Consider the following 12,898-nt stretch of genomic DNA (forward strand, 5'->3'; position numbering starts at 1 on the left):
AAACGGAGCGCAAAGGTACTCCTTAAAGTTTGTTCGGCCAATGGAAACTTCCAAGTTTCTCTTTTGGTCAAAATATTATGCCTCATTATTTTGCTTAAAACTCCATCTGTTATCGACCCGGTTCCTTCCAATTCTTTTTTGGCGCAGGCCCTGCTGGGCTGGTACCCGCGCCACCGCCGCGACCTGCCCTGGCGGCATACCCGCGACCCCTACGCTATCTGGCTTTCGGAAGTTATTCTGCAGCAAACCCGGGTGGCGCAAGGTTTGCCTTACTACCTTGACTTTCTGGCCTCTTACCCTACTGTGCACGACCTGGCCGCAGCCCCCGAGCAGGAGGTGCTACGGCATTGGCAAGGCTTGGGCTACTACTCCCGGGCCCGCAATATGCACCACACTGCGCAGCAGGTAGTAACTGAATTCGGGGGGCAGTTTCCAACCACTTTTGCCGGTCTGCGCCAGCTCAAAGGAGTAGGCCCGTACACGGCTGCTGCCATTGCTTCATTTTCTTTTCATGAGGCGGTGGCCGTGCTCGATGGCAACGTGTTTCGGGTGCTGGCCCGAGTTTTTGGCCTTCATGCCGACATCGCGGCCCCGTCTTCGCGCAAAGAATTCCAGGCGGTGGCCGACCAGCATCTGCCGCCGGCTCACGCGGCCGAGTTCAACCAGGCTATCATGGAATTTGGGGCGTTGCAGTGTACGCCGGCCCGGCCCGACTGCCTGTTTTGTCCCTTGCAAAGCCATTGCTGGGCCTTTCAACACGGGCAGGTAGCCCTGCTGCCGGTTAAAAGCAAAGCCAAGGCGTCCCGCACGCGCTACTTCCACTACCTGGTGCTGCGTCATGGCGAGCAGCTGTACCTGAAAGAGCGACCGGCCGGCGATATATGGCAGGGGCTATATGACTTCGGGCTGGTCGAAACCGATTCGGCCGACATGCCCGCTGCGGAGGTGCTGCGCCACGTAGCGGCGCTCGGCGGCGTGCCCGATACCAGTCGTGTGGCCGAAGACCGCCCCGCGCCTGCTCTGCGCCACGTATTGAGCCACCAAAAGCTCGAAGCACGCTTCCATACCGTGCGCCTTGGCGCGGCCCTGCCAGCCAGTACCCTGCAGGATACCGGGCTGCGGGCTTACTCGGCCGCCGAAATTGAAAACCTGCCGAAACCCGTGTTAATCAGCAACTATTTAGCTAAAGCAAGCTGATGGTTAGTTGCTTTTCAGCTTGTTTTAACTCGCACCTAATCATTAATTTAGATTGCTTAGCAGTTCGCTAAATCTTAGTTAAAATAATCTAGAGCGGTTTACCGCTTCGTGTATGGGGCGGGCTGCCGGCTGTCCGCTCGTCGTGCGCGCCGCTTGTTCTTATACCCGTCACGAAGTGGGTTGCGAATCCAGGAGGTGAAAGTTGAGGGTAAGTAAGGACGCGAGTTCTTGGCCGAACTCGTTGAGTCGGGAGAAGAAGCCGAGCACGGCTTGTCGGAAGTGGCCCTTGGTGCGGTAAAAGGTGGCGTTGATGATTTTCTGGCGCAGGAACTTCCACAGGCGCTCAATCAGGTTCAGGTTGGGCGAATAGGGCGGCAGAAAGACCTGCACCAGGGGCTTATCGGCCAGCCACTGGGTCAGTTCCTGGTTTTTGTAGTAGCGGGCGTTGTCGCAGACCACGTAAATCGGTTGGCTGGGATGGGCGGCCAGCAGCTGTTCGTATAAGGCTTTTGTGCTCTGGGCGTTGACGCAGGCCGTTTCGTGCACGTACACCTGCGTAGGGCAGTGCGCGTTGAGGGCCGCGTTCAGATTCACCCGTTCGCGTCCGCTGACCGTAGGCAGGGGCCGCTGTGCGCCTTTTTCGGTCCAGGCCCGGGTGCAGCGGGTGTTGTGGGTGGGGTGGGCCGCGTCGGCAAAATACACCACGGCGTCGCCGGCCGCAGCCCGTTCCAGCAGGGGCTGCAACCGGTTGGCCAGAAAAGCGGCCTGCGCGTCGGCGTCCGCTTCGCAAGGCATGGGCGTGGTGAGCTTGTACACAAAGCCCAACCGGTGTAGCAGGTCCGTCAGGCCCGAAACCGAGTAGCGCACGCCGGTGGCCTGTGTCAGCCAGGCCTGCAACGGGCGGCAGTCGGTGTACAGGGTCCGGCGCAGCTCCTGGCACAAGCCGGCGAGTTGGGTGCTGGTCAGCAGCCCCCAGTAGCCGCGCTGCTCGTGGGCCAGGTACTTCTCCAAGCCCAACCGGGCAAAGGCCTCGGCGTAGCGGTACACCGTGCCATCATCCAGCCCCAAATCGTCGGCAATGCTTCCCGCCGAGCGCCCCTTGTCCAGCAACAGCACCACCGTCACTTTTACGTAGCCCTCGTCATCGCGCCGTTGCTTTTGCAACGCACGCAACCGTTGGCGCTCCGGGTCGGTGAGGGAAACCTGCATGCCGCAAGTTTAATCAACGGCTTTCGCTTTTTACTTCGCGACGAGTTTAATAATGAGCGGAAAGCCGGCCAAAAGCCGGCAGCCCGCACCGGCCAAGCTGGAAATCAACCTGCAAATGCGCTAACCGTACTGATGAGGCAGTGCCAGTTTAGTTAGATTGAATTGCTAATATAATTTGCAAATTCGCAAAATTCGTCGTACCTTTAGCTCGTCAATGGCAGCTGTGGTTGGCTGTCGCATACGTCATAAAATAGTGCGTTATGGCTGGGGTAAATAAGGTAATTTTGGTTGGTAACCTGGGTAAAGACCCGGAAGTACGGCATCTCGAAGGCGGTAACAGCGTAGCTCATTTCACGCTGGCTACCAATGAGTATTACAAAGACAAGCAGGGTGCCCGCGTGGAGCGCACCGAGTGGCACAACATATCGGCCTGGCGCGGCCTGGCCGAGCTGGCTGAGAAGTACCTCAAAAAAGGAAGCCAGGTGTATGTAGAAGGAAAGCTGCGCACCCGCCAGTACCAGGATAAGGACCAGCAGACGCGCTACATCACGGAGATTATAGCCGAAGAAATCTCCTTGCTGGGTGCTCGCTCGGGTACTGCCAGCAACCCGCCCAGCGCCGGCGCTGAGGAGAGCGTAAGCCTGCGGCAGGAGCCCGAGCTTGACCAATTGCCTTTTTAAGGGCGGGTCGCTGTTAGTAGTAACTACTATTTCAACAAAAGCCTCGGCACCAAGCCGGGGCTTTTTGGCGTTGGGCGGGGGCGCTGCCTGCTAACTTTGGGCTTTGCCTGGCTTTCCCTTACTATGAGCGTTGCACGATTCTGGAATATGGCGTTGGTAGCTATGGGCGCGGCCGGGCTGCTGGCGGGCTGCGCCTCGGCCCCCGACTATACGCCCAAGCCTAAGGGCTACAACCGCATCGACCTGCCGCCGCATCGCTACCGGTTGCTGCCCGCCGGGCACCCGTACACCTTCGATTACTCGCAGTATGCCAAGGTGTTGCGCGATTCTTCGTATCTGGCGCAGCCCGATTGGCTGAATGTGTATTATCCCAAGCTGCACGCCAATATTCAGATAACCTATACCAACGTGGTACGCAACCGCCAACTCTACAACAAGATGATGGAGGACGCGCGCAAGCTCACGGGCAAGCACCAGATTAAGGCCACCTCCATTGAGGAAAAGATTTTGCGTACCCCCAACGGGATGCGCGCCTCCGTTTTTGAGCTGGAAGGGGAGGTACCAAGCCAGTTTCAATTTTATACAACCGACAGCACCAAGCATTTTTTCCGGGCCGCCTTGTATTTCCGCACGGCCACGGCCAACGACTCGCTGGCACCCGTGATTGAATATGTAAAATACGATATGATAAAAATGCTTAACTCGTTGCGCTACAGGTAGTCAGCTGGTAAGGCCGCCTGCTTTCCTAAGCCTGGCAGGCGGACTTAGCCGCTGATTATTGTTTTTCTTACCTCTCAGTAATGAGTAACTTCTTCAATACCAAGCTTGAATATCTGCGGGGCGTGGGCTTGCAGCGGGCGCAGCTGCTGGGTAAGGAGCTGGGACTGTTTACCTACGGCGACCTTATTCAGCGCTACCCGTTTCGCTACCTCGACCGTACGCAGTTTTACAATATAGTAGATTTGCATGATGACCTGCCTTTTGTGCAGGTAAAGGGCATTTTGCGCGGCCGCGAAATAGTGGGGGAGGGGCCCAAAAAGCGCATGGTAGCCAAGGTGGGCGATGCCAGCGGCGAGCTGGAGGTAGTCTGGTTTAAGGGCGTAAACTACCTGGAAAAAGTTATCAAGAACCACCAGGAATACATTGTTTTCGGCAAGCCGACGATGTTTAATGGCCGGCCCCAGATGGCCCATCCCGACCTGGAGGAAGTAAGCGAGCAGAAGCCCGGCCAAAGCTTTCTGCAACCAGTGTATAACACGAGTGAAAAGTTAAAAAACTATCATCGCATTGATAGCAAGGCTATTATGCGCATGGTAGGCGATTTGCTGAAAATCGCGCTGCCGCAGGTCACCGAAACGCTGTCGCCGGCGCTTATTCAGCAATACGGGCTGCTGGATAAGGCTTCGGCGCTGCAGCAGATTCATTTTCCACAAACGCCGGATATGCTGGAAAAGGCACGGTTCCGGCTCAAGTTTGAGGAGCTTTTTTACGTGCAGCTAAAGCTGTTGCGCCAGAAAGACCAGCGCAAGGTGACCCTGTCGGGGCAAATTTTTAGTGAGGTGCCCACCCTGGTGCATTTTTATAAAAATATCATGCCCTTCGACCTGACGGGCGCGCAGAAGCGGGTTATCCATGAGATTTACAAGGACTTCTGCGCCGGCAAGCAGATGAACCGGCTGCTGCAAGGCGACGTAGGCTCGGGTAAAACCATCGTGGCCTTCATTGCGATGCTGATGGCCGCCGACAACGGCGCCCAGAGCTGCCTGATGGCCCCCACCGAAATACTGGCCGACCAGCATTACCAGGGCCTGAAAGTGTATGCCGACCAACTGGGCATCAACCTGGGCAAGCTCACGGGCAGCACCCGCACCGCACAGCGGCGCATTTTGCACGAGCAGCTGCGCGAAGGCACTATGCAGATGCTGGTGGGTACCCACGCTTTGCTTGAAGACGTGGTGCAGTTTCGCAACCTGGGCCTTACTATCATGGACGAGCAGCACCGCTTTGGAGTGGCGCAGCGTTCCAAGCTGTGGCAAAAAAACCCGTATGTCATTCCGCACGTCCTCGTCATGACGGCTACGCCCATTCCGCGCACGCTGGCCATGACCCTGTACGGTGACCTCGACGTGAGCGTGATTGACGAGCTGCCCGCCGGCCGCAAGCCCATCGTAACGGTGCACCGCTACGATGCTAACCGCCTGAAAGTGTTTCAGTTTATCCGCGACCAAGTGGCGCTGGGACGGCAGGTATATATCGTATATCCATTGATTGAGGAAAGCGAAACGCTCGACTATAAAGACCTTACCGACGGCTACGAGAGCGTGCAGCGAGCTTTCCCCGATTTGCAGATAAGCATTGTGCACGGGCGCATGAAGGCCGAAGAAAAGGACTTTGAGATGGCCCGCTTCGTCAAAAAAGAAACCCAGATAATGGTGGCGACCACCGTTATCGAAGTCGGCGTGAACGTGCCCAACGCTTCGGTAATGGTGATTGAGAGCGCCGAGCGCTTTGGCCTTTCGCAGCTGCACCAGTTGCGCGGGCGCGTGGGCCGGGGTGCCGACCAGAGCTATTGCATCCTGATGACGGGCTATAAGCTGAGCAAAGACAGCCGCACCCGACTGGAAACCATGGTACGCACCAACAACGGTTTCGAGATTGCCGATATCGACTTAAAGCTGCGCGGCCCCGGCGACCTCATGGGCACCCAGCAGAGCGGCGTATTAGACCTGTTAATTGCTGACCTAGCTAAGGACGGGCGTATTCTTACCGAAAGCCGGGCCGCCGCCCAGGCCATCCTCAACGACGACCCGGAACTGGCGCGGCCCGAGCACGGCAACATCAGGCGGCACATTGAAAGCCTGCCTGCTACGGCCGTTAACTGGAGCCGGATAAGCTGAGGTCGGGCCGCAACAGGCATAAAAAAAGCGGTTTCTTTAAGAAACCGCTTAGCCTTTAAAACCAAGTAACGGACTGCTTATCCGGCTTTCGCTGGTTGATAGGCGTAATGGAGGGCGCCTCTTCCTCAGTGTAGCGCGTCAGCGTCATGCTGTTGGCCAGGTTGCTGGGGGCAAAAAGCTCCACCGGAGGCTTGGCCAGGCCGGCTGTCGCAGCTGGCGTAGTCAGTTGCATATAACGGCCAGCAATAATGAGGGCGAATAAAGAACCGAGCTTAAGAAATGATTTCATAGGGTGTAGGTAGCGGCACGAACCACCTTCAAAACGGGTGCCAGTTAGTAGTTTTTTAGTTAATTTACAGAAGATTAGGACGCTGGGTGGGAGTGAAAGAGAGTTCGCAATACCAGCAATGCTCTCCGAACGCGCCAGTTAAACGGCTGGGAGCCGCCAGGGTTACACTGCCAGTGGTAAAGTTCGGGGAACTGCTTTGGTCTACAAAGATACACATGCCCGGCAGCGCGCCAGCGTTAGCGAATGGCAGCAACCGCTTAGCGAGCGGCAGGCCACTTGGGCTGCGCACGGTACTTTTGGCGTAGGAGGCCCCACCCGAAGTCCATTCTTAACGCTAATTACCCATGCGCTTTTTCTTTGGTTTAGCTGCCCTGGCCTTTACTGGCCTGCTCGGCGCAGCTCACCCAGCTCAGGCCCAGAAAACCAGGTCTGTCCCTTTCAGCTACCTGCCCGAGCAGGGCGAAGACCGCTACAACCAGCGCGTGCCGCGCAAAACCCTGGCCCTGCCCGATGGCAGCGGCTTTATTATCCTGGCCCACCAAAGCGGTAGTGCCTACGCTGTGGAGCGCTACGATGCCGACCTCAAAAAGCAGTGGAGCACCACCCTGCCGGTAGCTCCCGGCGAAACCGTGGAGGCATTTGGCCGCGGCCCCGAGCAGGCCTGGGTAGTTATTCACCACGCCGATGAAAGCACCCAGAACCTGACTGTGCAGCCTTTTGCGCTCAGCGGCGGCCAGAAAGGGGCTCCTGTGGTAGTCGTAACGGCCCCGGCCCGCGACCGCCGGCCCGGCGTGCGCCTCTCGCCCGATGGCACCCGGCTGCTGGCTTTTCGCTACCTGGCTCGTGAGGAGCAGGTGAAAGCGCTGGAGGGCACGCTCTATGACCAAAAGCTGAATAAGCTACTGGACCGGACCTACGATTTTCGCGACCAGGGCGATTTTTTTTCGCCTAACGTGCTGCTGGCCAACGACGGTACGCAGTACGTGACGCTGCTTGGCGATGCCATGAAAAAGCTGAGTGCCCGGCGCTACCCGCCTACGCCCGACCGCGTAGGCATTGCTACGGCCATCCCGGTGATGGGGGTGCCCGTGGGCGGCACATTTGGGGGCCAGCCGATTACTATTCGGGATGCCCGCTTCAGCCTAGAGCCGGATGGCCAGCTGTACGCCGTGGCGCTGTGCGCCAACGACCGTACCGGCGACCTGAGTGGGCTGAAAGTAGTGCGGTTCGACTTTGCCGAGAGCCGCCTCAAGCTGGCCGAGGAGCTGCCCTTTGCCCCGGCTTTTTTAACGGAGGTGAGCAAGGCCACCGGCGCGCCGGTGAAAAATATGGCCGACATCTACCTGGCCGACATGCTGCTGACCGACAGCAAAAACCTGGTAGTGGTGGCAGAGCGGCATTTTGAGGAAGGTGGCCCTGAGCTGCCGGTACACGCCCGGGAGATATATCTGTTTGGCTATAGTCCGTTTCTGACGCCCACCTGGCACACTATAGTCGCTAAAGACCAGGTAGCGCCCGCCATCGACAGCTACACCGGAATTGGGTACCGGGCGGCCGCTTTTGGCGAAGAAGTACAGCTGCTGACGCTGGAAACGATAGGCGGTAAGTCAGATTTATATCTGCGCCGGGTGCAGGCTCCTACGGGCGTGCTTAGTGCGCCGCAGCGCCTCAAGCTCAACGTTGCCAACGACCAGCAGCTGGCCTACGTGAAAGACTTTACCGCCTGGCTCGGCCCCAAGACAATTATCGGGGTAAGCCGCCCCAGTAAGAAGTCGGCTGCTTTGCAGCTGAATGAAGTAAAATTTAAATAGTCAAGTATATTTATGTTAAAAAGGCTCGTCTGATACCAAACGGTATCAGACGAGCCTTTTTGCTTGGCAACGTTGCCGGCAACGTTTGCGCAAATAAACACGGGGGAGGGTAGTGCTAATATCCACAAATGCAGGAAATTGCGCAATGCAACTGCTTGCATTATCAGTTGCGCAGGTACTCTTACTGCCAGCAACCTGGTGCTGGGCTTTACGCTGCATTCTTTGTTCCCACCCCTCCTTTTATGGTAAAAACTATACGTATTGGCTCCGTCGGGTCAAGCTTTTTACGCACCAGCTGGCTGCTTTTATGCGCTGGCCTGGGGCTAACCGCAACGCGCAGCTGGGGCCAATCGGTGCCCATAGCCCAATGGTCGCTGACGAGTAGCAATGCCCCGACTGCTGTTGCCGCGGGAGTATCGGCCGGAACGCCGACTCTAAAGCGAATGGCTTTCTCAACCAATGCTACCGTAACGGCCAACTCAGCAACCTACGGGCAGGCCACCGCGCCTACCGCCGATGGCTTGTGGACTGCTATTGGCGGTACGCTCAATCGAAAGTACTACCAGCAGTTTACGGTAACAGCTACTACGGGCACCACGCTGCGCCTCGACTCACTGGTGCTGTCGGAGGCCTTTTATGCCACGGCCAGCAATACCAAGCTGGCCATAGTTTACTCCAAAACCGGCTTTACTACGAACGACTCTACGGAGATAAGCGGTACTGGCACGCTCAACAAGGGTGCCCTGACCGTGGCTGCCAGTGGGAACTTAACTAAGGGAATTGCCGTGCTGCAAAATAACAGCGGCCCCGCCAACCCCCTCAATACGTATCGCCTGGCAATAAATGGCGCAGCCGGGGTAACGCTGGCTGGTGGCCAGACGCTGAGCTTCCGGCTGTATAACAGCTGTGGTAGCAGCAGCAATGGTAAGTACGTGCTGCTCAAAAACCTGGCAGCAGTAGGCCAGACGGCTACCGTCGGGGCCCTTGGCACCACCACGGCCCAGGTAGCTTTTACTACCCCGGCAGCCGGCGGCTATACTTATACTATCAGTACCAGTCCGGCCGGTGGCACGGCCAGCTTGGCTACGGCCCCCTCGGGTGCTAATGGGTACGTAGCTACCTATACGCTTAGCGGACTGACGCCGGGCGCCACCTACACGGCCACGGTAAGCGGCACCAACGGCACAGCAGCTACTACTATTACCAGTCCGTCGTTTACTACCAATGCCGGTACCTGCGCCGGCCCTACGGGGCTGGCGGTCAGCAGCATTACGCAGACCTCGGCGCAAGCCAGCTTTGTGCAGCCCACCACCGGCAATACCAATACGGGCTACACCCTGAAGTACTACCCGACGCTAAGCGGCACGCCCGTAGTAACCCAAACCCTTGATGCTGCGGCCACGGGAGCCAGCCTGAGCGGCCTGGCCGGCGGCACAAGCTATACCGTAACGCTGCAAAGCCTATGCGCCTCCGGCACGGGTACTTTACAGACGGCCAGCTTCACAACGCTTAGCTGCGCTAATCCTACCAGCTTGGTGGTGAGCGCTATAACGGCTAGCTCGGCCAGCCTGAGCTTTGTGCCGGGCACAGGCAATACCAGCTACAGCATCATGTATTATCCGACTGGCGCGCCCGGCGCGGCAATAAGCCTGGCCGCCACGGCCTCGCCGGTAGCCCTGAGCGGCCTTGCGTCGGGCACTGCTTATACGGTAACTCTGCAAAGCACCTGCGCCAATGGCGCGCTCGGCGACGTGTTGGCGAAGACCTTCTCCACTCGCCTCACCAGCTCGCCGCTTCTGCAGCAGTGGCCCCTCACGGCTACTGCCAGCGACGATGCATCGGTGCGGTCGGCGGGCGTAACGGCCAGCTCGGCAACGCTTACCCCTTCCGTTAGTACCCCGCTGGTATTGGCCGACGGCACCTCGGCCGATGGAGAGTCGGCGGGGCCGTTGCCGGCTTATTCCTCGCTGGGCCAGGGCCTGGCCCCGAACGGCAACGGCAGTGGCTGGAGCAGCAGCGTGGCCTCGGCCACCCGCTACGAGGAGTTTGTAGTAACGGCCGCTGTGGGCGGTAGCGTGCGCGTCGATTCGTTGGTGTTTAGCTCGGGCGGCTATGGCTCGGGAGCGTTGCTGGCAGTAGCATACTCAACCGATGCCTTTGCCAGCAGCACATTTATTCTCGGCTCGCTGGCCGCGCCGGTAGCGGTAGGTAAAGTGAGCAGCGCCGGCTATTCAGTGCTACGGCTTCCGCTTACTGGTGCGGCCGGGGTTACGCTTAGCGCGGGGAGCAATATAGCATTCAGGCTTTATTATACCATTGGCACCAGCAGCCAGCGCCACGTGCTGACAAAAAATCTGTATGTAACCGGGGTAGCTACGCCTACCTGTCCTGGAGCTACCAACCTGAGCGTTAGTGCTGTCACGCCTACTAAAGAGCTGCTAAGCTTCACACCCGGCAGTGGTAATACGGCCTACACCGTGACGGTAACCCCGCAGGGTGGCAGCCCCCTCACCATCAGCCCGGCACCCGCGGCTTCGCCGGTAAGCCTGACGGGCCTCAGCCCTGTTACTACTTATGCGGTGACGCTGCAAGCCAGCTGTGGTGGCACCGCCGGCTATGTGCAAAGCATCAGCTTTACTACGCCGGCGGCCAACTCGACGGCTATTGAGCAATGGCCTCTGACAGCTGACAATACCGACAATGCCAGTGTGCGCTCCTATGCCGTGGCAGCCAGCACACCGGTGCTGGCCGGCCTCACGGTTTCGGCTGGCAATGGCTCGCCGGTTATCCTGCCTTATTCGCCGGCTTATGGCCAGGCATTTTCGCCCAATACCAATGGCAATGGTGGTGGCTGGAGCAGCACTGTCAGTGCCTCGGTGTACGAGCAGTTTGACCTGTCAGCGTCGGCGGGTAACAACCTGCGGGCCGATTCACTGGTGTTTTCTACGGCACTCTACAATACCAGCAACGGCAAGCTGGCGGTAGCCTGCTCTACCGATGGCTTCGCCACCAGCACCTTTCTGCTGGGTAGCCTCGGAGCGCCGGTGTCACTTCCCAACTACAGCAACTCGGGCTTCGGCACCTATCGGATAGCCTTGAACGGCGGCGCCGGCCTGGCGGCCACCAGCGGCCAGGTGCTTAGTTTCCGCTTCTACTATGCGGCGGGCACTTCGAGCACGGGCCGCTATGCGTTGCTGCAGAATGTGTATGTAGCCGGCGAGGGCTTCGTAAACGGGCTGCCCAACCTCGTTGTCGGCGACGCCACAACCGTGCCCGCCGGTACTACCTATGGCAATGTAACGGTGGTAAGCGGCGGCATAGCCACGCTCAGCGGGCCGCTCGTGGCGCAAGGCGCTACCACCGTACAAAGCGGTGGGGTGCTGAACACGGCCTGCCAGACCGTGGCGGGTAGCAGCTTTACGCTGGCGGCCGGCGGCGAGCTGCAAATCTGCGACCCGGCCGGCATCAGCGCCAATGGCAGCACCGGTGCCGTGCAGGTAACGGGCACCCGCTCCTTCTCCACCGATGCCATTTATACCTACACCAGTACCACTACAAATGGCACCAACCCGCAGTCGGGTACCGGCTTGCCGGCTACGGTCCGTACGCTAAACCTTGCGCTGGCCGCGCCGGCCGATACGTTGCAGCTAACCAGCGATGTCGTCGTTACGGCCAACCTGGCGCTCGCCACCGGATTGTTAAAAACCTATACTCCCCGGCTGGCCAGCAGCCAGCTCATTACCCTGGCCAGCGGCGCTACTACACTCAGCGAAACAAGTACCAGCTTTGTGCTGGGGCAGGTGAAGTCGGCTACGCTCTACTTTGGCACCGATGGCAGTAACAGCGCCTTCGGCGGTATCGGCTTGCGGCTGGTGGCCCATATGGCCAGCGCAAGCAGCTTGCCGGGCAATACCTACGTGCTGCGTACTACCGGCCTGCCCGTGTACGGAGTGGGTACCAGCACCAGTATTCGCCGGCAATACCGCATTGTGCCCGCCACCGACACCGGCCTGAACGTGGATATGACCTTTGGATACTCGCCCCAGGCTGCCGAGCTCAACGGTATTCCGGTGGGTAATCTTCAGCTCTTCAGCCGGCCCATCGCGGGCGGTATGTGGGTTAATGAGCAGGGGGCCAATAACCAGGGAGCTGCCAGTGTTACCAAAAACGGCCTTACGCACCTGTCTGACTGGACCCTGGGCAATGCCGCCAACCCCTTGCCCGTTACGCTCACCAGCTTCGTGGCCGGCAGCCAGGGCGCTAATGCCTTGCTAACCTGGGCCACCGCTTCCGAACAAAGCAACCAGGGCTTCGAGGTGCAGGTGGCAACCACGGCCGCGCCCGGTTTCCAGCGTCTGGGCTTTGTGGCGGGTGCCGGCAGCAGCCCGGTAAGCCATCATTACCAGTATCTCGATGTCGAAGCCGGTAAGCAGGGCCCGCGCTATTACCGGCTGAAACTGCTCAACCAGGATGGTACGGCAACGTATTCTGAGGTGCAGGTAGTGCAGTTTGAGACGAGCGGGGCTACCGCGCTGCAAGTAGCTCCTAACCCGTTCCGGGGCGATGCGCTGCTTCTTACCACACAGGCAGCCACGGCCACGGTTGCCAGCCTGCGCCTAACCGATGTGCTGGGCCGCACCGTACGCACCCAGTCGCTCGCCGTGCCCGCCGGTGCCGCCCAACTCACCCTGGATGGCCTCACTGGCTTGCCCGCCGGCCTCTATATCCTCCAGCTAATGCTGGATGGCCACTCCCAACAGGTAAAGCTGCTGCGCGAATAAACCCGGCAAAAACTAAAAAAGGCTGCCTCGCAAG

At 58.8% G+C, this 12,898-nt stretch carries 8 protein-coding genes; 6 read left to right on the plus strand and 2 right to left on the minus strand.

Annotation, left to right across the window (positions count from 1 at the left end; translation table 11 throughout):
- Window positions 1–90: 90 nt before the first annotated feature.
- Window positions 91–1,197: an A/G-specific adenine glycosylase gene (mutY, locus tag F6X24_RS08090; protein WP_229725428.1), complete on the plus strand. Its 1,107-nt coding sequence runs from the start codon at window positions 91–93 to the stop codon at window positions 1,195–1,197.
- Window positions 1,198–1,365: 168 nt separating this feature from the next.
- Here mutY and F6X24_RS08095 read toward each other — a convergent pair whose 3' ends face one another.
- On the minus strand, window positions 1,366–2,406 hold the full coding sequence (locus tag F6X24_RS08095; protein ID WP_151086484.1) for an IS630 family transposase: 1,041 nt from the start codon (window positions 2,404–2,406) through the stop codon (window positions 1,366–1,368).
- A 260-nt stretch (window positions 2,407–2,666) separates the two neighbouring features.
- Here F6X24_RS08095 and F6X24_RS08100 point away from each other — a divergent pair, with 260 nt between their 5' ends.
- From F6X24_RS08100 to recG, 3 genes are all read left to right on the plus strand, one after another.
- Window positions 2,667–3,086: a single-stranded DNA-binding protein gene (locus F6X24_RS08100; protein WP_151087520.1), complete on the plus strand. Its 420-nt coding sequence runs from the start codon at window positions 2,667–2,669 to the stop codon at window positions 3,084–3,086.
- 123 nt (window positions 3,087–3,209) lie between these two features.
- Window positions 3,210–3,806: a gliding motility lipoprotein GldD gene (gldD, locus tag F6X24_RS08105; RefSeq protein WP_151087521.1), complete on the plus strand. Its 597-nt coding sequence runs from the start codon at window positions 3,210–3,212 to the stop codon at window positions 3,804–3,806.
- An 80-nt stretch (window positions 3,807–3,886) separates the two neighbouring features.
- Window positions 3,887–5,983 carry an ATP-dependent DNA helicase RecG gene (gene recG, locus F6X24_RS08110; protein WP_151087522.1) on the plus strand — a complete coding sequence of 699 codons (2,097 nt, stop codon included), beginning with the start codon at window positions 3,887–3,889 and terminating at the stop codon, window positions 5,981–5,983.
- Window positions 5,984–6,038: 55 nt separating this feature from the next.
- Here recG and F6X24_RS08115 read toward each other — a convergent pair whose 3' ends face one another.
- Window positions 6,039–6,272: a hypothetical protein gene (locus F6X24_RS08115; RefSeq protein WP_151087523.1), complete on the minus strand. Its 234-nt coding sequence runs from the start codon at window positions 6,270–6,272 to the stop codon at window positions 6,039–6,041.
- A gap of 344 nt (window positions 6,273–6,616) precedes the next feature.
- On the opposite strand from F6X24_RS08115, the gene F6X24_RS08120 reads away from it, so the two are divergent.
- Together F6X24_RS08120 and F6X24_RS08125 are read left to right on the plus strand one after the other, a co-directional pair.
- Complete coding sequence (locus F6X24_RS08120; protein WP_151087524.1) at window positions 6,617–8,083, plus strand: hypothetical protein; 1,467 nt, start codon at window positions 6,617–6,619, stop codon at window positions 8,081–8,083.
- Between the two features lie 443 nt (window positions 8,084–8,526).
- Window positions 8,527–12,864 (plus strand): fibronectin type III domain-containing protein, encoded by a 4,338-nt coding sequence (locus tag F6X24_RS08125; protein WP_191906513.1) that lies wholly within the window; start codon window positions 8,527–8,529, stop codon window positions 12,862–12,864.
- The last annotated feature ends 34 nt before the right edge of the window (window positions 12,865–12,898 follow it).

The sequence above is a fragment of the Hymenobacter baengnokdamensis genome (genome assembly GCF_008728635.1).
GTDB classification, from domain to species: domain Bacteria; phylum Bacteroidota; class Bacteroidia; order Cytophagales; family Hymenobacteraceae; genus Hymenobacter; species Hymenobacter baengnokdamensis.